At 50.6% G+C, this 20892-nt stretch carries 15 protein-coding genes; 7 read left to right on the top strand and 8 right to left on the bottom strand.

The window, feature by feature from the left end:
- Positions 1–51: 51 nt before the first annotated feature.
- From NY07_RS03685 to NY07_RS03675, 3 genes are all read left to right on the top strand, one after another.
- Positions 52–501: a hypothetical protein gene (locus NY07_RS03685; protein ID WP_052125473.1), complete on the top strand. Its 450-nt coding sequence runs from the start codon at positions 52–54 to the stop codon at positions 499–501.
- A gap of 753 nt (positions 502–1254) precedes the next feature.
- The gene (locus tag NY07_RS03680) at positions 1255–1719 is read left to right on the top strand and encodes a DNA polymerase III subunit chi (RefSeq protein ID WP_033537997.1); all 465 of its coding nucleotides are present in this window, start codon (positions 1255–1257) and stop codon (positions 1717–1719) included.
- 20 nt (positions 1720–1739) lie between these two features.
- Positions 1740–4619 carry a valine--tRNA ligase gene (locus NY07_RS03675; RefSeq protein WP_033537996.1) on the top strand — a complete coding sequence of 960 codons (2880 nt, stop codon included), beginning with the start codon at positions 1740–1742 and terminating at the stop codon, positions 4617–4619.
- A 107-nt stretch (positions 4620–4726) separates the two neighbouring features.
- Here the strand turns inward: NY07_RS03675 and NY07_RS03670 are convergent, their stop codons facing one another.
- The gene (locus NY07_RS03670) at positions 4727–6382 is read right to left on the bottom strand and encodes a methyl-accepting chemotaxis protein (RefSeq protein WP_235363887.1); all 1656 of its coding nucleotides are present in this window, start codon (positions 6380–6382) and stop codon (positions 4727–4729) included.
- A 595-nt stretch (positions 6383–6977) separates the two neighbouring features.
- On the opposite strand from NY07_RS03670, the gene NY07_RS03665 reads away from it, so the two are divergent.
- Positions 6978–9941, top strand: a complete 2964-nt coding sequence (locus NY07_RS03665) for an ImpA family metalloprotease (RefSeq protein ID WP_033537994.1) — start codon at positions 6978–6980, stop codon at positions 9939–9941.
- A 435-nt stretch (positions 9942–10376) separates the two neighbouring features.
- Positions 10377–11915 (top strand): MFS transporter, encoded by a 1539-nt coding sequence (locus NY07_RS03660; RefSeq protein ID WP_033537993.1) that lies wholly within the window; start codon positions 10377–10379, stop codon positions 11913–11915.
- A 15-nt stretch (positions 11916–11930) separates the two neighbouring features.
- On the opposite strand, the gene NY07_RS03655 is transcribed toward NY07_RS03660, so the two are convergent.
- From NY07_RS03655 to NY07_RS03635, 5 genes are all read right to left on the bottom strand, one after another.
- Positions 11931–13979, bottom strand: coding sequence for an EAL domain-containing protein (locus tag NY07_RS03655; RefSeq protein WP_052125472.1), 2049 nt, complete (start codon positions 13977–13979; stop codon positions 11931–11933).
- Positions 13980–14186: 207 nt separating this feature from the next.
- Complete coding sequence (locus NY07_RS03650; protein ID WP_033537992.1) at positions 14187–16484, bottom strand: OmcA/MtrC family decaheme c-type cytochrome; 2298 nt, start codon at positions 16482–16484, stop codon at positions 14187–14189.
- Positions 16485–16643: 159 nt separating this feature from the next.
- Positions 16644–17609, bottom strand: coding sequence for a LysR family transcriptional regulator (locus NY07_RS03645; protein WP_033537991.1), 966 nt, complete (start codon positions 17607–17609; stop codon positions 16644–16646).
- 160 nt (positions 17610–17769) lie between these two features.
- Positions 17770–18480, bottom strand: coding sequence for a pseudouridine synthase (locus NY07_RS03640; protein WP_033537990.1), 711 nt, complete (start codon positions 18478–18480; stop codon positions 17770–17772).
- Positions 18470–19111, bottom strand: a complete 642-nt coding sequence (locus NY07_RS03635; RefSeq protein WP_033537989.1) for a helix-turn-helix transcriptional regulator — start codon at positions 19109–19111, stop codon at positions 18470–18472. The genes NY07_RS03640 and NY07_RS03635 overlap by 11 nt, the downstream gene beginning before the upstream one ends.
- A gap of 139 nt (positions 19112–19250) precedes the next feature.
- Between NY07_RS03635 and NY07_RS03630 the strand changes: the two genes are divergently transcribed.
- Together NY07_RS03630 and NY07_RS03625 are read left to right on the top strand one after the other, a co-directional pair.
- Positions 19251–19856, top strand: coding sequence for an NADPH-dependent FMN reductase (locus NY07_RS03630; RefSeq protein ID WP_033537988.1), 606 nt, complete (start codon positions 19251–19253; stop codon positions 19854–19856).
- A 70-nt stretch (positions 19857–19926) separates the two neighbouring features.
- A complete protein-coding gene (locus NY07_RS03625) occupies positions 19927–20355 on the top strand; it encodes a VOC family protein (protein WP_033537987.1) in 429 nt (142 codons plus the stop codon).
- A gap of 39 nt (positions 20356–20394) precedes the next feature.
- Here the strand turns inward: NY07_RS03625 and NY07_RS19585 are convergent, their stop codons facing one another.
- Both NY07_RS19585 and NY07_RS03620 read right to left on the bottom strand, forming a co-directional pair.
- Positions 20395–20550, bottom strand: coding sequence for a hypothetical protein (locus tag NY07_RS19585; RefSeq protein WP_181404191.1), 156 nt, complete (start codon positions 20548–20550; stop codon positions 20395–20397).
- Positions 20547–20876 (bottom strand): DUF1971 domain-containing protein, encoded by a 330-nt coding sequence (locus NY07_RS03620; RefSeq protein WP_033537986.1) that lies wholly within the window; start codon positions 20874–20876, stop codon positions 20547–20549. The genes NY07_RS19585 and NY07_RS03620 overlap by 4 nt, the downstream gene beginning before the upstream one ends.
- Positions 20877–20892: the final 16 nt, after the last annotated feature.

The raw sequence follows: 20892 nt of genomic DNA, 5'->3' as shown, positions 1-20892 counted from the left end.
TGTACAAGGAATTATCTGGGGATTCCCTAGAGCAAAGCGTTAGGTGAATACATGTATCGAGCAATTTTTCTACTTTTATTCTCTGTTTCAGTAGCCGCTGATGGCTTGCTTGTGAATTTTGAGGAAGGTCACTTCTTGCAAGCCTATCGGCACCAGACAGATATCAAATCAGGTTTATATGTTCACATAGATGATCACTATGAATATGATGAAAAAACAGCTGATGTTACTCCTCATATTCCCAAGATTTACTCTATCCAATTAGCCGAATCCCAAGAGGCAAATCTTGTGGCTGAGCTAATTTCTCTTGGTGTAGCCGATTGGAAACCTAAATATCCTGACAATGAGCCTGGGCTTATATGTGATGGTTTGGTTTTTAGTCTGTATATAATTCACGAAAATTTGAAAGTTAATACTAAGGGTGGCTGCCGCTTCCCTCCCAAATACAAAGAGGTGGTTGAGCTGTTTACCAGCATTCACAGGTCACCTAACAAGTCATAGCAGCAAGAAGCCGCGGCCAGTACGCGCTAACGCGCGCCCCCTGTTTGAGGGATTATATGTACTAAATAATTAGTGGGGCCAGAATAAACATTCTGACAAATACCAATCCCCATAATGATTTTACGGCTAGACCTTCTCACAAGGTCAAATCGAAGAGACAGATAACTCAGTGTATGCGCGCTTTTGGCCCTCGGCGGCATGGATGCCGCCTCGGAGCGTATAGGGACATATCCACAGCGTGCCAAAAGAGTGCATGCACCTTCCCCGCCGGACAGGCGATTGATTAAACAAGAGGCTATGGTTTAAAGCCCTCCCGACCAAGTACCCTAGTCAGGTAGATGTTTCAATAACTACTTACAGCCTCACTGAAACATAGGCCTCTCTAGGCAAACGCAACTTCAATACGATCGGATATCAAATACGGCCAAATCGAAGAAACGGATAACTCGGTGTAGGTACGGCTGTGACCTTCCGTGACAAGGATGTCACGGCAGAGCCTACAGGGAACGTACTTGCGGCGCGTCACAGCAGTACCTGCACGAAAGGCCTGCTGCCAAGCAATTCAAGACAATGAAGCATTGGTCTTCAGCAGGCAAAATTCAATTCCAAAAGGCCTTGGCCAACAAATCCAAAATATTACCCAATTTGTTATTCGACAAATCCCCTCCCCCTCTGGTTTAACGCCCCCTTTTAGGTGTAGAATTCTCTCTTTCGTCAACGCCTAGCCATACTCGAGCAACATAGAGCCAGATAATGCCTAACGCCTTGTTTTATTTGATGCCACAAGCAGCTTCTGCCGCGACCCAGGTTGCAAAGGCAGAGCGCGAGAATGTCTATCTGTTTGCCTGTCGGCTCGCCGAGCAGGCATATCGCGATCAACAACTGGTCTATATCCACTGTAATGATCAACAGCAGGCCTATGAGATTGACGAAATATTATGGCAATTTGAACCCACAGCATTCGTGCCCCACAACCTCAAAGGTGAAGGGCCAACGGGTGGTGCGCCAGTAGAGATAGGCTTTGATAAACTGGGCCCCAATAAAAATCGTCATCTTCTGATTAATCTTGCAGACCAAGCCCCGCAATTTGCGGTAAACTTTGGCCAGATTATCGACTTCGTTGCCAACGATGCTGCTATGAAAGCGACCGCGCGCGATCGCTATCGCCAGTATCGCGAGTTAGGGATCCCCCTGACGACCCAACAACCAATTAATTAGTTTGAGAAGCACACGCTCCTATGGAAAAGACATACAACCCACAGTCAATCGAACAGGCTCTGTACCAGAACTGGGAAGAGAAAGGTTACTTTAAGCCGCACGGCGATGAGTCGAAGGGCAATTACTGCATCATGATCCCGCCGCCAAACGTGACTGGTAGCCTGCACATGGGTCATGCCTTCCAAGACACCATTATGGATACCCTGACCCGTTACCACCGCATGAAGGGTAAGAACACCCTGTGGCAGGTAGGTACCGACCACGCGGGTATCGCCACTCAGATGTTGGTGGAGCGCAAAGTCGAAGCCGAAGAGGGCAAGAGCCGTCACGACCTGGGCCGTGAGACCTTTATCGACCGTATCTGGGATTGGAAAAACCAATCTGGTGGCACCATCACCAAGCAGCTGCGTCGTCTGGGTGCCTCGGTCGATTGGGATCGTGAACGTTTCACCATGGACGAAGGCATGTCTGCCGCGGTGCAAGAGGTGTTTGTGCGTCTGTACAACGACGAGCTCATCTACCGTGGTAAGCGCCTGGTTAACTGGGATCCTAAGCTACACACAGCCATCTCAGATCTCGAAGTCGAAAACAAAGAGAAGCAGGGCAGCATGTGGCATTTCCGCTACCCGCTGGCCGATGGCGCGCTGACCGCCGACGGTAAAGACTACCTAGAAGTCGCCACCACGCGTCCAGAAACCATGCTGGGTGACAGCGCGGTTGCCGTACATCCTGACGACGAGCGTTATCAGTCACTGATCGGCAAGTTTATCCTGCTGCCTATCGTTAATCGCCGCATCCCTATCGTGGCCGACGACTATGTGGATATGGAGTTTGGTACCGGCTGCGTGAAGATCACCCCGGCCCACGACTTCAACGACTATGAGGTAGGTAAGCGCCACAACCTGCCTATGTTCAACATCTTAACGATTGATGCGGCGATTCGCTCAACGGCTGAAGTGGTTAACACCGACGGCACCGCCAACAACGAGTTAGATAACAGCCTGCCAGAGCGCTTTGCCGGCATGGACCGTTTCAAGGCGCGTACTGCTATCGTCGAAGAGTTCGAGTCACTCGGCCTGCTGGGCAAGATTGACCCACACGCCCTCAAGGTGCCTTACGGCGACCGCTCTGGCGTAGTGATCGAGCCGCTACTGACCGACCAATGGTATGTGGCCGTAGCCCCTATGGCCAAGACGGCTATCGAAGCGGTTGAGAACGGCGACATCAAGTTTGTGCCGCAGCAGTATGAAAACATGTACTTCTCTTGGATGCGCGACATTCAAGACTGGTGTATCTCGCGTCAGCTGTGGTGGGGTCACCGTATCCCAGCCTGGTACGACGAAGCTGGTAAGGTGTATGTGGGCCGCGACGAAGCCGAAGTTCGCGCCAAGCATAACCTCGACGATTCCGTAGTGCTACGCCAAGACCCAGACGTACTGGATACCTGGTTCAGCTCAGCGCTGTGGACCTTCTCAACCCTAGGCTGGCCAGACGATACCGAGGCGCTTAAGACTTTCCACCCAACCGATGTGTTGGTGACAGGTTTCGACATCATCTTCTTCTGGGTGGCGCGCATGATCATGATGACCATGCACTTCATCAAGGATGAAGATGGCAAGCCGCAGGTGCCGTTCAAGACAGTTTATGTGACCGGTCTTATCCGTGACGAGCAGGGCAACAAGATGTCCAAGTCTAAGGGTAACGTACTGGATCCACTGGATATGATCGACGGTATCGATCTCGAAGCCTTGGTTGAGAAGCGCACCGGCAACATGATGCAGCCACAGCTGGCCGCTAAGATCGAGAAGAGTACCCGTAAAGAGTTTGCCGATGGCATCGAGGCCCACGGCACCGACGCCCTGCGTTTCACCCTAGCAGCCATGGCCTCTACCGGCCGTGACATCAACTGGGACATGAAGCGTCTGGACGGTTACCGCAGCTTCTGTAACAAGATCTGGAACGCGTCGCGCTATGTGTTGATGAACACAGAAGAGCAAGATTGTGGCCCTCAGTCTCCAAACGGAAAAGCTGGCGGCGAGATGCAGCTGTCACTGGCGGATCGCTGGATCGTCGGCCTGTTTAACCAAACGGTTAAGACCTTTGACGAGCACATGGAAAACTACCGTTTCGACCTGGCGGCCAACACCCTGTACGAGTTCACCTGGAACCAGTTCTGTGACTGGTATCTGGAGCTGACCAAGCCGGTACTGCAAAACGGCACCGAGGCCGAGCAGCGCGGTACCCGTCACACCCTAGTGACGGTACTGGAAGCCATGCAACGTCTGCTGCATCCTATGATGCCATACCTGACAGAGACCATCTGGCAGCGCGTTAAGCCGCTGGCGGGCGTCGAGGGTGATACCCTGATGCTGGCCGAGTTCCCTGAATATCAGGCGGACAAGGTGGATGAAACCGCCATGGCGGATCTGGAGTGGGTTAAGCAGGTGATCGTCGCCGTGCGTAACATCCGCGCCGAGCTGAACATAGCCCCAAGCAAGCCGCTAAATGCCCTGCTACGCAGCGTTAGCGAGCAAGACAAGGCACGCGTCGAAGCTAACCAGACCTTCTTTGCGACTCTGGCCAAACTGGAATCTATGACGATTCTGGCAGACGGTGACACAGCGCCCATGTCGACCACTCAGTTGGTTGGCGAGATGGAGCTATTGATCCCTATGGCTGGCCTTATCGATGTGGCCGCCGAGATGGCGCGTATCGACAAGCAACTTGAAAAGCTTGCGGGTGAAGCTAAGCGTATCGAAGGCAAGCTCAATAACCAGGGCTTCGTGGCCAAGGCGCCGGAAGCGGTTATCGAGAAGGAGCGCGCCAAGCTGGCCGAGTTCCAACGCGATATGGACAAGCTCAGCGAGCAGAAGACCGAACTGGCTAAGCTCGAGGGCTAAGCTAGAAGGCTAATCCGGTTTGAGATACTAAAAAGGCAGTCAGTTGACTGCCTTTTTTCTTGTCTGCTGTTTTTCACTTAGACCTGGCGTGACCTCTTAATAGCCGACTACACCTTATAGTGGGCGATATCCGCCTCCATAGATTCTGCCAGTCTGGCCAGATCTTCGGTGGCATCGCTGCTCTGTCTGGCGCCCTCGGCGGTCTGATCTGAGATCTCGCTGATATTGGTGATGTTAATGTTGATCTCCTCGGTCACCGAGCTCTGCTCCTCTGAGGCGGTCGCTATCTGGGCGTTGAGGGCATTGATCTCCTCTATGCTGTTTAAGATCTGCTGCAGGGCGCCGCGCACCAGTAGAGACTTATCCACACTGAGTTTGACCTGCTCTGTACCGCTCTGCATCATCTGCATCGAACCACGCGCCCCCTGTTGCAGACGCTGGATCATCTTCTGAATCTCCTCGGTCGAGTCCTGGGTACGTTTGGCCAAGGATCGCACCTCATCGGCGACCACGGCAAAGCCTCTGCCCTGCTCGCCCGCACGCGCCGCCTCAATCGCGGCGTTAAGTGCCAGCAGGTTGGTCTGCTCAGAAATCCCCTGGATCACATCGACTACGCTGCCTATCTCATCGGAATGTTGCGCGAGTAGCGTCATCGCCTCACTGGCGCTAGTCAGTTCCTGAGACAGGGCTTCGATAACGGCGATACTCTCATCCACCACACCCTGGGCGCCATGGGCGGCCTCGTTGGCTTCATGGGAGGCAGTGGCGGCCGATGCGGCGCTTTGAGCCACTTCGCGCACTGTGGCGGTAAATTCATGGATGGCGGTGGCGATCAGCTGGGTCTGCTGTTGTTGATCCAGCACATTTCGCTGAGTCTGGGTTGAGACCACGGCATTCTCTTCAGCCGCGCTGGCCAGTCGCGAGGTGGAGGCATGAGTATTGGTCACCGCCTGCTGAAAATCGCTTGCTATGCGGTTCACATGTTCGGCAATGTGGGCAAACTCATCTTGTCCGCCCAACTGGATCCGCTTGGTCAAATCCCCGGCAGCAATATCCACCGCAGTCTCTTCCAGTTGCACCACGGATTGGCTGACCCTGCGTATGATAAATACCGAGCTGGCAGTAATGGTCAACATGGCGACACCTGAGAAGATGGCCACCAGCCAGATATAGAGAGAAACGGTTTCCTCAGAGTCCTGGTAACTGGCTTTAGCTTCGGCTATCTGCAAATCCAGGAAAGCCTGAGCCTGGGCCGTGATGTCCTTAAACAGCGGGTTGATATTTTCCAGCAAGAGTTGATTAGAACGCTGGTAATCGCCCTGGCTTAGCGCCTCGATAGCGGGGTTAAAGCCTTCTTGAGTGACCTTATCGAGCAGTGAGACTAAACGATTCACCTGAGTACGCTCATCACTATCGAGATCCGATGCTAAGATCTGGTTATCTATAATGTCATGCAGCAACCTAATCGATTCGCGGCTCGACTCCACATGAAAGCTCAGTGGGTGATTGTGCATATCTGTAAAGGCGTTATCGGGAGCATGCTGAAACCCGAGGAGCAGACCGCTACGGGCCATCTCCAATTCATGCAAAATCTTTCCGGCCCTGATGCTGTGTTGCATCCCCTGACCATAAAGCTCACCAATCGACGCCCCCGCATCTAACATGCCGGTAATGCCTTTGTACCCAAGAAACACAAAGGCAAAGATGATTAAAAAGACATTCAGTTTTAACTGAAAACGAACCGACTTAATACGATCCATCATTCCTACTCCCTGTTGAGACATCAACTTCCCCTAAGACCTTTGCCATCGCGCATTTTGACTTACCCGCAAAGCTTGTATAACGCCGACTCTGCCAGCTTGTTCAAAGCCTAAATAATTTAAAACTTAAGCCATATAAAGCATTAGCCATTTAAAACATAAATCATTTAAAACAAAGGTATTTCACGCAGCGCAATCTATAGTACTTTTACTTATAGCATTAAAGTAACAGTACTGTGACATACCCAATAAGTAATAGATCACATTTAGCCAAAGTTTTTGGAAATCACCTCAATGACGGTGCACTTCGCCCTGCAAACTGAGTTAAAAGGTCAGGGGGGAAACTTCTCTTGGGCACAGCTGAAAATTAATGGTTAGCTCGCAGTGAGGTGAAAGGGCTTAGCAGTGAGACGCTCATCGAGGTGGCGCCTGACAAGCCGGCCCTGGTCGACGAGGCACAGTAGAAGGCTAGCGTCAAAAAAACAAAGACGTCAAAATATCGACTTAACCATTGTTTTTATTGAATAATTCTTAATTTTGATTTGATTTCAGCAGCAAATGCTATCAGAATGTCACAAATTGAAAATGAGGGTTAACAATGAAACCATGGATACTCGCTATCGCCTTAGGGTTATCGGCCTGCGGCGGTTCAGAGGATAGCAATACGGATGCGGGCAACGGAGGCGTGGTGACGCCACCACTGGCACAGGCGCCGAGTATCGACCTGGGGCCAGATCAGCAAATCTGGAATCATGAAACCCTCTCACTTACCGCGAACGTTACCCTATTTAATCCGGGCAGCGCGACCTACCAATGGCAGCAAAGCCAAGGCCCAGAGATCACACTAACCGGTCTTAACAGCGATACCCTCACCCTGGATGCCAGTGATCTGATGCAGGATGAGGAGATAATGGTCTCCCTGACGGTGACAGACGCTGCAGGCCTGAGTAGCCAGGATAGTCTCACTCTTAAGCTGAAAGACAAGATCAGCGCCGCCAGTCAGAGCGGTGATGCCGATCTCATCAAAGATCTGGAGCCTAAGGTGATCGCCCGCGGCCTCAAGCTGATCCAAGACTATCGCAGCGCCCACAAGCACTTTTTAAGCACCATCTATCAGGCAGACAGGGTCAGTTATGATTCGGGCCAGCACTCGCAGATGATTCAGATGCCCCTGGCCAGTAAAGGTTTTCCCATTAACCAGAGTTTCGAGCTGATAAGGGGCAATCAGGGACGCCTATTTGCGGCGGCCAGCGACCTCAATGGCCAGCGTAACGCCGCCTTCGGTACAGATATCATCTCCAGCATGCAGGGCGGCAATAACTTGGGCTTTGAGCCCAGCATGATGCGACTGCTGGCCTGGTTAACCGGTGAGAAGCAAGAGACTGTCGCCGCCAGCAAGCAGGTGCGTCTATTCCTCATCAGCGACTGGAGTAAGAGTCGCATCACCACCTGGCTCGCCAGTCACTATCCCAACTGGCAGGTGAGCCGCTGTGAGGTCGCCAGCGAATTGGCGAGCTGCCTGGGCGAAGCCGAACTGGTGATCACTGGCTCTATCGAATCCTTTGATGAAACTCAGGTGTCGGCGAGACTCGACGCCCTGCAAGAGGCCAAGACACCGCTTTTGTATCTGCACATGCACAGCTGGAACAGTGTGCCGCTGACTCAAACCGTACTCGGCGCCATGGGGTTTGCCATGCAGGGACCTGGTGGTCCGGGTAATTTCTATAGTCCAGACAAGGCAGACTGGAGCGACTACCTCGCCATGCAAGCCGCCAAACCGTCGCTGACCCAGGAAGCCCTCTGGCTCGAGCTGTTGGAAAGCGAAACCCCAAGCTTTAACCTGGCCAGCTGCGCGGACACTTGCGATCCTCTCTTTAGCGAGACCTATCGCACAGCCCTTAGCCATATCCAAAACAGTATCAAACGTCTGGATACAGAGAAGACGGCTATCTTCGATACCTCTGAGTATCAGCTGTACAAGTATCTGATTTTACTCGGCGATCGTTACCGTAGCGAGATAACATACCCCATGGACGTCTCCACTACCGCGCCGATGAGCTACCTTAAGGCTCTCTTTGCCGACAGCAGCGTTTACAACACCCGTCACCTCAATCCTGTGCCACAGGATCTGGGTAATTTCAGCCGTACCGACTTCTCCCATATTAGTCCGGTAGATAGAACGGTTTCCCTGACCAGTAAGGCGCCGTTTCGCGCCGCGGGCGTCTACGCCCTGCCGGGACAAACCTTTAGCGTGAAGCGCACAGACAGCAGTGCGGTAGAAACCAAGGTCTTTATCAATACTCAACGTTCAGGTTCTACTCACGAATATGCAAGCAATGGCTATAACCGCCCCAAGTATCTGCAGTCGCCAGCCATAGCGATAAAGCCGGGAGAAACCCTCACCCTTACCTCTCCCTATGGTGGCCCAGTGCAGATAAGGTTTAGCGACAATGATCAGATAGTCGAATTCAGCTTTAGCCAGGTCGGCCTGCACCCCTTCTGGCGCGACGGCATGGATGAGCAGAGTTTCCTACAAGCCTTGACCAAGGGCGACTATGATTGGGCCGAACTGGCCACAGCGCATTTTGAGGTGCATTCACGGCTCAATAAGATGCAAGAGACCATGAGCAAGGAGCCCATGTGGGACACGCCGCTGAAGATGAGCCAGGCCATCGGCAGCTATGTGCACAACTATCCCCACCTATTAGCTGGCTTTAAGGGCCCGGGTATCGACAGCGTCGACGAAATTGTTAACTTTGCGGCGACTAAGGGGTGGCAGCTCAATCAGTTAGATATGGTTAAACATATGAATGCCGACCAACCTACCTGTGGTTCGGGCTGCTCGGGTAACCCCTACGATGCTTCTTGGTCATTTAGCCCTACGGGCCATGGCGATATCCACGAGCTTGGCCATGGACTGGAGCGAAAACGCCTGAGATTCGATGGCCACGAGGGGCACGCCTCCACCAACCCTTACTCCTATTACACTAAGTCACGGGCCTATATTGAGACCGGTAAGCTTCCCCAATGCCAGGGCCTGTCGATTCAGGATGAGTTTGAAGTATTACAGGCCAGTCAGCGCCAGGCCGATCCCTTCGCCTATATGCAGGCGGCCAACCTCACCAGCTGGTCGAGCGGCATGGCGACCATGTTGCAAACTATGATTGCCGCCCAGAAACAGGGGGCGCTGCAAAATGGTTGGCATCTGCTGGCCAGACTGCACATATTGCTGCGGGAGTTTGAGCGCGCTCAGGCCGATGAGACCAGCTGGCTGGCCAAGCGTGACCAACTGGGCTTTAGCCATTTCGACCTGGCCGCGGCCAAGGAGCTAAGTAACAACGACTTTCTGATGATCGCCATGAGCTTCTCCACCGGGCTCGACTATCGAGACTTCTACCAGATGTGGGGACTGGCGACCTCAGAGGCCGCCAAGACCCAGGTCGCCAGCTTCGCTTATCCTGCCGTGCCCAAGGCTATCTATGTCTATGCGCCGGGAGATTACTGTTATGGCCTAGATCTACAAGCCGTTGCCGTCGATGGCGAACAGGCCTGGCCGCTATAGTTTGGACCAATTTGGTCAGTTGCTTTCCCCTTGACGACAGGAAAACCGTTGTTGTCACCCCCTTTTTGGCGAGCCGGAGTGCTCGCTTTTTTTTACCTGCTCATCACACCAGTGTCACTCAATGTGAATGGTTTTGGTCTTTAAGGTCATTTTTAGGTAAAGTGTGCTGTCAAATGTGCAGTGCTCGCCTCGATAGCGAGTGCTTATCATACCAATCACAGTAAATAGGGGTTCAGAAATAGCGTAACAAATACGTTTAATAACAAGGGTTAATTTTTCGATAAGTCGTTATTCTACAGTCGAAAATAGTAACGCGGTTACCAAACGTGTTAACAAGCTAGGATGTTCGGCGATTTACTAGCATAGGTATCACTAACCAACACTAGATGTTGCAGATTAAGCAGCACAACAAAACGATAAAAATTGAGGAAGGGTATGAGCGACGCCAATGATGCTTACGCAGAAAATGATCTGCGCGAAGTCAAGCAGCTGGGAATGTGGGCCTCCATTGCCAGTTTAAGTTACATTTTCTGGATCGTCGGCGGCATGGAGCTGGTCGAACGTATCGCCTACTATGGTGTGAAAGCCAGTGCCGGTCTTTATGCCAAGGCGCCTGTGTCTGAAGGCGGACTGGGGATCAGTCTGCATGACTATGGTGTCATCATCTCTATCTGGGCCTTGATGCAAACCTTTATCCCAGTGTTTACCGGCGGGATCTCAGACCGTGTTGGTTACAAGGAGACCATCTTCGCCTCTACCGTGATTAAGATCTCCGGTTATCTGGTCATGGCCTTCTTCCCTACCTTCTGGGGCTTCCTCTTCGGCGCCATGCTACTGGCCGGCGGCACGGGGATATTTAAACCCGGGATCCAGGGTACACTGGTCCTCTCGACGGGACGCCAAAATACCTCAATGGCCTGGGGCATCTTCTATCAGGTGGTGAATATCGGTGGTTTCCTCGGCCCACTGGTGGCGGTTCATATGCGCCAGCTCTCCTGGGACAACGTCTTCTATGCCTGCGCCGCCATCATCTCGCTCAACTTCCTCTTCCTACTGGCCTACAAGGAGCCAGGCAAAGAGGAGCGCATGGAACGCAACCGTCAGATAAAAAGTGGCGAGATCACCCAGCAAGCCCTGTGGAAAGACGCCCTACATGAACTAAAAAAGCCGGTTGTCATCTACTATATGCTGGTATTTGCTGGCTTCTGGTTCCTGTTTAACGCACTGTTTGACGTGCTACCAATTCATATTGCTGAGTGGGTCGATACCAGTGTGATCGTTACCAGCCTGTTTGGCAGTGAGGGCACCTCAAACGGCGTGTTACAGTTCTGGCTGGGCCTGGATAACTCGGGCACTAAGGTGATGCCTGAGGGCATGCTGAACCTTAACGCTGGTATGATCATGACCAGCTGCTTCCTGGTGGCGGCGCTTACCGCGAAATACCGTATTACTACCGCCATGCTGGCAGGCTGTTTGCTCAGCATTATTGCCTTCGTTCTTATCGGTGCCACCAACGCCGCCTGGATGATCGTCCTGGCGATTGCCATGTTCTCCTTCGGCGAGATGATGATCAGCCCTAAGAAGAACGAATTTATGGGTAACATCGCCCCTAAGGGCAAGAAGGCTATGTATCTGGGCTTCGTGATGCTGCCTCAAGGGATAGGCTGGGGACTGGAAGGCTATTTTGGCCCTAAACTCTATGAGATGTACGCATCGAAAGAGATCTTCTCTCGTGAGCTGCTTCTTGAGCGCGGCATGAGCGCCAGCGATGTCGCCGCCATTCCACAAGGGGAAGCCTTCACCACCTTGGTCAGCTTCACCGGCGAGTCGGCGCAAGCGCTTACAACCCTGCTGTATAACGCCCATAACATAGGCATGGCCTGGTATATCATTGCCGCCATCGGCACCATCTCAGCGGTAGGGATCTTTATCTACGGCAAATGGCTGCTGAACTTACAGCGCGCCCAAGCCTAACGCAGTTAAGGGAGCCTATGGCTCCCTTTTTATTTGTGCCTCGACCGCTTTTTTCCCAAAGCCCTGCTGTAACAAGGCGTAGCGCTTGGCTTCATCGGCCGGCATGGCTTTGGCGTATAACCAACCTTGCACTGTCTCGACCCCCACTGACGCCACAAAGCGCTCTTCAGCCTTAGTCTCAACCCCTTCGGCAACTAAGTTAAAGCCCAAACTTCTGCACAACATACAGGTGTGACGGTATAAGACCTGCCCTTTGTGATGTTTGATATTGTCCAAAATAGAGCGATCCAACTTTACTCCCTCTATGGTGATCTTACTCAGCAGGCTAATACTGGAAAAGCCGGTACCAAAATCATCGAGCACGAAAGAGAATCCATATTGGCGCAGATAGGCCATACTGGCCTCTACAGCATCGAGATCGGCCACAAACATAGACTCGAGCACCTCAATATCCACCCGTTCGGCCATATCGCCCAGCTGCTCGATCAGCATCGCCTGAATATCCGGGCTTAACACGCTATTTGGGTTTAAGTTGATACTGACCCTGGGATAGAAGCCTTGATGAGCCCATCGCTGCATATCGTCACGCAGCCGCTTAATCACAAAACTGTCGATTAAGTTGAAATAACCAGCCTGATCGAAGGCGGGAATAAAATAGGGGCCCACCACCTTACCCTGCTCGTTTCGCAGCCTAAGTCGCGCTTCATAGCCAACAACATGCCTGTTACTCAGGCTGAGCTTAGGTTGGTAGTAAAGCAGCAACTCGCCGTTGAGCACCTCTTTAATGGTCTTTTCCAGGTTAAGGTTGGCCGCTAGCTCCTCTGATTGCTGCCGCGCATAGTTTCGCTCACTCATCTGGTCGATATCGTGCTGTAGTTGTACCCGCTTAATCAGGTCTCGCTCAAACCCTTTATTGCTCACCAAGAGGCTATATCGCCTGACGAAAGGCAGATAGATAAACACCCCGGCGCATACTAAAAGCAGCTGCACTAAAGGTAGCGCCAGACTGCCCCCTGCCACATAACCATTGAGAAATATCGGTGTGACCCAGGCAAAGCCATTGCCAGTAAAACTTATCCAGCCAGCGTTGATCAGCAAGACCCCTATCAGGGTATTAAACAGGGGCAGCAACACGAAAGGCAGCATCAACCTGGGGTTAAAGATGATTGGCAAGCCATAGATCAAAATTTCATTGATGTTAAACAGCGCAAATGGCAAGGCAAGCTTAGCCACATTGACGGCATTGCGATCTTTAGAGGCAATAAATAAGGCGATCAACAAAGAATGAGTGGCCCCACTGCCACCTAAGAGCACAAACAGATCGGTAAATTGCGACAGCGTCAGATTGGGGGCTACCGACTGCAGCCCATTGTCCACACCGAGCACCAACATATAGGCGATATCACCATGAACACCGAAACACCAAAGAACATGGGTTGCAAGCACACGAACAAATAGCTGAAACATAGTACCACTGGCGGCCAGTGAGTCGGCCAGCGAGCTAAACACCTGCCCCATTAATTCACTGACCAGGTAGGTGCCACTGGTAATAATGACAAAGCAAAGAATTAAGGGAATAAACAGATTGAGGTGCAACTTGAGGTAACTGCTCAAACTCGTGCTCTGTAACAGATTAAGCGCCTTAATGCCCATCAGGTAACGCAGCAGATAGGCCACCAAAATCGGCGTAATAATGGCTCTGGCATCGCCAAACAGAAAATCGAACCCTTGGTTCGTCTCCCAAATAACGCTCCCATGAATATGCAAGGCGATTTGAGTACCGATAGAAAGCGATGCCACCACCACGGCCGACACGTGCAGATATTTGGCAAAATGAAATGAAAGCGACAGCAGCGCCATTAAGGGAAAAAAGCTAAACAGAAGATGACCGAACTGACTCAGCCATACATAGGCATCACTGGTTTGCCAGCCTGGCTGCCACACATCCACCAAAGCCAGCACCAGCGCCAGTAATGAGTTCACAAAGATAAAAGGCAAGAGTGCAATAAAAGACTCTTTTATCGCTATTAAAAACAGGCTGGAGGAGGTTTCTTTGACCGCCAATGTGGATGCTCTACTTTGGCCTAACAGGTCTATTTAACTTAGACCAAGATAGGGAAAACAGACAATTAGCCAGTCCAATAGCGCCCCTTGGGCAAAAAAGCCGGGCACAAAAAGGGGGAACCTAAATCAGGTTCCCCAAGATTACGACTTTCTCAGTGGGCAGTTAGCAGGGGTATGCCCACTTAGCGAGAGTTATTATTGTAGGCTCTAGTGAGCGCCTCCGGCGTGAACTTTATCAACACCGTATGTCTTGCCTTCGGCGTGACAGGTTGCACAAGACTCGATAGGCAGGTCAGCAGTTGTATCTGGCTTACCTTCAACTGTCGCACCGTTGCTCTCGAAGTGAGCGAGTGCAGAGGCACTGTAGTGACAAGAGCGGCATGACTCTGCTACAGGGCTAACAAACTGAGTACCTGCTGCATCGACAGCGATTGCGCGTTTACCAGAAGTCAAACCGCCATCTGCTGCGAAGAACTTGGCACCATCTTTATGACAAGCCTGACAATCGGTTGCCAATGCTGGGTAGCCAATCACTTCCAAATCAGAATTTAGGTGAATAGCAGGGAAACCTCTGTTGTCATCCCATAGACCGGTATGGAAACGGTGAGCTACTGTAACAAGATCTCTATTGTGGAATGTCAAACCTTCAAGAGTCTTGAATATTGGCTTACCATCAGCATCTACCTCGTCGCTCTTATACTCGACAGGCACGTGGTATGAACCACCCCAAGTATTGTTGTGACAACCAACACACTGGTCGAAGCGTTCATTACCATAGTGCTTAGCAACCGTTAACGAACCGTGACATGAATTACACTTAGCTTCATCAGCAGTGATAGACGCAGGATTACTTTGTCTAGCAGGAGTCGCACCGCTACCATCTGCAGTAGCTAGATTCCAATATGTTGGTGCCATTGTGACCCCCACATACTCAATATCTGCATCTGCACATTTAGCCAGCATTCCTTTGGCATCGGCACATACAGAGAAGCGTGGAGTGATCGCAATACTCTTACCATCGAAATCAAGGCCGTCTTTCTGTAATGTTACCACTAACTTACCACCAACAGCTGGCGTACCATTTAGTGATAAATAATTGCTAGAATTACCAAAGTAAGTACCTTTAGCGTCAACCCAGCCAACCAGCATACGGTCATAGTTAGTGTATTCACTGAAGTCAAAGCCGTCAGCGATAGGTGCACCGTCTACAGTCACATCAAATGTGACCACAATTTCATCAAGTGCAGGAGAAACATTTTCAGTATAAGCTACTGAGCTAACACTAATTTCCATTGAATCTGTCGCAATCGCTCTAGATCCAACTTTATGTACCTTCTGTGGACTCAGATTACCAATGTGACAGTTCATACATTGTGAATCATCAGCCTGTGGCAACTGGAACTCAGAGTGGCCTTCACCAGTTTCAAAGTTCACAGTAAGGTGACAACCTACACAAGCTTCTGCATAAACATTGTCGTTCCACTGAGTACCATTGTCGTGACAGGTAGTACACTCATTGAGTTCAGATGGGAAGTGAACATCACCAAACTCTTCTAACGCTTCACCTTTAACCCAACCATAAGGCGCTACATGACCAGCAACGTGTATGGTATGGATCATCGCATTAAAGTTAGCGTTCCAGCCTTTTTCAGGATCGTACTGATCAGAGGCATAAGCTGGGTTATGACATGTAATACAGTTTTCCACTTTCTGGTAGTTGTGGTGAGCACCGATGTTAGCAATGCGTTGATCGCCTTCACCATAGCCCATTAACTCACTGTGACACTGGATACAGGCAGCATTGGATACTGAATCTTTCTCAGATACGGCCAACTCACCCGTTGCAGGAATAAAGTCGAGCGGAGTAGAAAGCAATTTATCGGATATCGATGCGCCAGTAGCGTCGGTCACGTTATAGGTACGCACCATGACGCGGAACATGCTGTTAGGATCGCCATCGGCAACCACTACAGGCGCATTGCCATCATGTTCCCATGTACCAGTATAAGTACCTGGATTTTCAGGATCTTCTACCAAGGTACAAGCATCAACTTCGGCGCCGCCACGTGCTGTCGCCTTACCCGTCGGCGTACAGTACATGCTAGAGCCAAACTCGTTGACCAAGGCATTATTTGACCAGAGCATAGGAGCACCAGTATCGGTGGGGTTAGCGATCTGGTTCGTCACATACAGAGCAACCTTGTCCAGACCGGTAAACGGAACATCATCTCCTTTAGCATTTTTACCTGTCGCGGTGAACTTAATAGAGAAGTCATCAGCTCCTACTACTACAATGTCGGCAGGTTCTAGCGTTAGTTTGAAGTCTGCGGCAGTGGCTACAGCATCAACGGTCGATCCCGCTGGTGCACCAGGTGCACCAGGAGTACCAGGAACGCCTGGTTCACCTGGGGCTCCATCTTTACCGTCATCACCATCACTACACGCGCTCACACCAATGGCACAGAAGAGTGCCATGGCTAATAAGGTAATTTTATTTTTTTTCATCGCCATATCCCTTTATAGGTATTTGCTGCTATTGCAGTACCTCAAATATAAGGGAGTGGCGATAAATTGTTAGTTAATTGAGTCCAAGTTGTGACTACAATTTAAAGATTCATTAACAGAAATTTCAAAATTTGAAACCGTAAATTTCAAATTTTGAAATTAACATTTAACGAGTAGCTGCTTGATAAGCTGGATAATTAATTCTCGCTGCTCTAAAGAGTAACGACGATATTCCGCCGGATTTTCAAGTAATAGGTACTGTGGTGACATGCTTTCACCATGTAACCTCGCCACCTCCTCGTCGGAGAGCCGTACCACACGCAGCCCCGGCAAGCAGCCACAAATATCCGCCTCTGAGCAGGGCAAGAAGGCCACCGAGTTCATGGTCAGCAGGTGGCTATACCACTCATCACGAGAGCTGACTCTTTCTATGCTGTCGATATCGGCACCGTGTTGACGAGCAAACACCTCTAAGGGATCAATCTTGTCGTTAAACCCCTTACCGTCCAAGCAGAGAAAAGGATGACGACAGACGGTTTCCAGGGTCAAAGGTTCGCTCTGGGACCAGATGGCATGTTCTTCGTTGGCCGCCAGACAAACACCACTCAACTCACCCAAGGACTCTACCGACAGGTGGTGTTCGCTACAGGCATCAAAAGTAATGCCCATATCCAGCTCGCCGTTATGAATAAGATCGGCAGAATCATCCCCCCAAATCACAAACTGCAGCTGACTAAAGGCATCTCTGGCGTTGCTGCGGGAATAAGCCAATGACAGGCTAGCCAAGATACTCGGAGTGACTGCGATTCGCAGACGTTCACTGGCCAGCTCACTGCTCTTTTCACAGATAGACTGTTCTATTTTTAAAACGGCTTCACAGAACTGACATACGGGCTCATAGAGAAATTCAGCCATGGGGGTTGGCTTGAGGCCAAGTTGTCGCCGATAAAACAACTCATCATCAAAAGTAGCACGTAACATATTCAAACAACGGCTAATTTTAGGAGCGGAAACGTTTAACTGTTTCGCAGCGATATTGGCGTGTCCGGTTTGAAAAATGACTTTAAACACCATCAAACAAAACACATCGAGTTCGCTGATTTTCTTTAAGGTTTGATTGCTCATCGACACTATTGTTTATTTGAGTAATCGAATATTTATAACACAGGATTTACAGTAAACGATATAGCCATTAGTCACACATTTAGCGATGGCTTGTCTAACTCAGCGGTAAGTGCTAGAAGACGCTTCTATGACAAACTTCTGCCCTATGAATCTCATCACCTCACTGGGATATACTGGCTACCTCTTCGGCCGTTAGCGCTCGGAACTCACCAGGTTCAAGTGACTCATCCAGGTGAATATTGCCCACGGCGAATCGGTGCAATGTCATGACCTGATTACGGAATCGGCCAAACATACGCTTAATCTGATGATAGCGTCCCTCTAGCAAGCTAACCCGAGCAAGGTGGCTGTCGAGGATCTCCAGCTCTGCAGGCTGAGTGGTAATATTTTCATAGGCAAAATAAAATCCTTCGGCGAAGGCTTTCACATAAGCCTGAGTCAGCGGAGCCTTGAGGCCAACCAGATACTGCTTCGCCACCTTATGCTCGGGAGACATGATCTGTTTCGACCAACGGCTGTCGTTAGTGAGCAGCACCAGGCCCGAGGTGTTAAGATCCAGACGCCCGACGATATGCAGCCCCTTGTCCTGATATTCAGGCAAGAGATCCATCACTGTCTTGTGCTGGGTATCCTTAGTCGCACTCACCACACCCACGGGTTTATGTAACATCAGGTAGATGGCCTGCTCCTGTCTGAGCACTTCACCATCGAGCATAACCACCGAAAACTGATCTATCTGCCAGTCGGCATCTCTCACCACAAGCCCATCGACACTCACCCGGCCTTTCGCCAACAGTAGCCGCACCTGCTTGCGCGGGATCTGACATTGTTGGCTGATAAATCTGTCTAACCGGGCACGTTTAGCTGACATCATCGCTTGCCACTGGGGCTACCTTATAAGCACAACGTCTGGCACCAGCAATGATATGCTCCTCACGGCTAACCTCTGCCATACCAATAAAAAGCTCTTGGAATAACTGTAACTCTGAGCGACAAAAGTTGGCGCAGCGGCTGGCGGCGGCGCAGATAGGACAGTGATTTTCCATTAGCCAGTAGACACCATCTTGCACCTCTATGGTTGCCACATACCCTTCCTGAGTTCTGATCTCAGCCAGGGTCTCCAACTTTTCGACAAGGCCGCTATGGGCCGAGAGTGCCTCTTGATAGATGCGCTTGCTAGTCTGCTCTCGGTGCGCGATGAGCTGCTCCAGCCCCTGATCACCAAAGACCACACGTACCGAGTCAACCAGCTGACTGCTTAACTCATCGTGGCGATCGGGAAATTTTTGGTAGCTTTTCTCGGTAAGCGCCCAATAACGGGTGGGACGACCGCGACTGGCCTTTCTATCTTCGAAGCTCAAGATCCCCTCCTCTTCCAGTGCCTGCAGATGCTGTCTAATCCCCATGGTGGTCAGTGCAAATTGCTCGGCTAACACCTTGGCGGTGCTGGGCCCCTGGATCTTGATGTAATCGATGATTTTATCGCTGGTCTTCTTACTCACCGCTGTCTCCCCTTAACTCATGTGAGCCCATTATTACCTATCCTGCAGTTAAGTAAACTTTTTTATTTACTTTAGTCTTTACAAAATTAAGTAAAGCAATTACTGTACAAAACAATAAATAAACAAAAGGATTTACATAATGAAACTTCTCATCGTCAGTGCCAGTCAACGTCCCGGCTCCCAAAGTGCCAGAGTCGCCGGATACCTTAGCGAACACGCTAACCAATTCAATGAGATACAGCATATAGAGTTATGCCAACACGCCTTGCCTTTCTGGGATGGCGATAGAGAAAGCGCCGCACTCCAAGCGAGCGACTGGCATCGCATCAGCCCTCTGGTAAAACAGGCCGATGCCTTGATTCTTATCACGCCCGAATGGGGTGGCATGGCCTCCCCCATGCTGAAAAACTTTCTCTTGTTATGCGATAACCAGGATACCGCCCACAAACCCGCCCTGTTAGTGGCGGTCACCAGTGGTATCAGCGGCAGCTATCCCATCGCAGAGCTCAAGATGAATGCGCTGAAAAACAATAAGCTGGTGCCGACTCCCGATCACCTAATCATACGTAATGTCGAGCAGGTACTGGGTGAGAAGGTGGTCGATAGCAGAGATCAAGGGTTAAGAGAACGCATTGGTTATAGTCTGCATATGCTGGCTCAATACTCAGTAGCACTGAGCAGCATACGCCAGCAGCACCAAGACCTGCCCTATCCTAAACAGCAAGAGTATGTGTATGGCATGTAGCCTAGGATAAAAACTAAATCATTAAAATTTCGATGGAATATCTTAAATCTAACTAAGAAGGAATTTAATCATGATTCATCTGGAACACATTAATCTCGTCGTCACCGACATAGACAGGGCGCTTAACTTCTATCGCGCGGCCTTTCCGCACTGGACAGTCCGTGGCGGCGGTCAGGGCTCTTGGTATGGCAAACCCAGAAACTGGATCCACTTTGGCGATGAATATCAATATATTGCTTTTAACGACGATGGCGAAGGCGAAAACCGCGATCTCAAAGGTCATCAAGTGGGACTGGCTCATTTCGCCTTTGTGACCCAAGATCTCGATGGCGTGATCACTAGGCTCAATCAGGCGGGCTTCGAGGTCGACAAAGAGGGACAAGAAGATCCCTATCGCCGCAACGTCTACTTTATCGACCCAAGCGGCTATGAGGTGGAGTTTGTGCAATACCTCAGCGATCTGCCGGCGCAGCGTAATCGTTACGATCTCCCCAGCTAACGCAAGATAAAACCATATGCCCAAGGGATAAACTCGCGTTTATCCCAAATAAACCAGTAGGGTAAACAGCAATAGGTAAGAGAAGAAGCCTGTCAGATAGACGCTATAAAAATCATTCTTTGCCAGACGTTTTTCCTGATGAAACAGCGCTGGCCAATACAGGGGCTTTTGCACCCGGCCAAAGGTGAGTCTCACTCTGCTGGAGATGCCTCTTCAGCCAATCCCTGCGGCTTAATAAAGAAGTGAATTTCAAACTGAGTATCTTGAGTCAAGGGCTCGATACTGTGCCAGTAGCCAGGGTGAGAGATAGCGGTCTCATTTGCCCCAAGCTTTATCTCCCTCTCCACCTGCCCCTGCTTATCCCGATAACCGAAAAACAGCAGTTCTCCCTGAATCACATGGATCTGCTCATAAACACCGGGACGGGTAAAATGACGTTCCCGATAGATGGCAGGCATATCCTGTACGCCAAAGACTGGCGTCTTCTTACACTTCACATATCCTTTAGGCACAAATGACATCTTAAGCTCCCTTTGC

Source organism: Shewanella sp. ECSMB14101 (genome assembly GCF_000773485.1).
Lineage (GTDB): Bacteria > Pseudomonadota > Gammaproteobacteria > Enterobacterales > Shewanellaceae > Shewanella > Shewanella marisflavi.
Note: the sequence above shows the minus strand (reverse complement) of the source record. Positions and strands in the feature narration are given on the sequence as shown.

Excerpts from the sequence above, each read along its gene's own strand:
- NY07_RS03680 (WP_033537997.1), top strand. The coding sequence starts at position 1,255 with ATGCCTAACGCCTTGTTTTATTTGATGCCACAAGCAGCTTCTGCCGCG.
- NY07_RS03625 (WP_033537987.1), top strand. The coding sequence starts at position 19,927 with ATGATTCATCTGGAACACATTAATCTCGTCGTCACCGACATAGACAGG.
- NY07_RS03675 (WP_033537996.1), top strand. The coding sequence starts at position 1,740 with ATGGAAAAGACATACAACCCACAGTCAATCGAACAGGCTCTGTACCAG.
- NY07_RS03645 (WP_033537991.1), bottom strand. The coding sequence starts at position 17,609 with ATGAGCAATCAAACCTTAAAGAAAATCAGCGAACTCGATGTGTTTTGT.
- NY07_RS03640 (WP_033537990.1), bottom strand. The coding sequence starts at position 18,480 with ATGTCAGCTAAACGTGCCCGGTTAGACAGATTTATCAGCCAACAATGT.
- NY07_RS03650 (WP_033537992.1), bottom strand. The coding sequence starts at position 16,484 with ATGAAAAAAAATAAAATTACCTTATTAGCCATGGCACTCTTCTGTGCC.
- NY07_RS03620 (WP_033537986.1), bottom strand. The coding sequence starts at position 20,876 with ATGTCATTTGTGCCTAAAGGATATGTGAAGTGTAAGAAGACGCCAGTC.
- NY07_RS03670 (WP_235363887.1), bottom strand. The coding sequence starts at position 6,382 with ATGATGGATCGTATTAAGTCGGTTCGTTTTCAGTTAAAACTGAATGTC.
- NY07_RS03685 (WP_052125473.1), top strand. The coding sequence starts at position 52 with ATGTATCGAGCAATTTTTCTACTTTTATTCTCTGTTTCAGTAGCCGCT.
- NY07_RS03660 (WP_033537993.1), top strand. The coding sequence starts at position 10,377 with ATGAGCGACGCCAATGATGCTTACGCAGAAAATGATCTGCGCGAAGTC.
- NY07_RS03630 (WP_033537988.1), top strand. The coding sequence starts at position 19,251 with ATGAAACTTCTCATCGTCAGTGCCAGTCAACGTCCCGGCTCCCAAAGT.
- NY07_RS03665 (WP_033537994.1), top strand. The coding sequence starts at position 6,978 with ATGAAACCATGGATACTCGCTATCGCCTTAGGGTTATCGGCCTGCGGC.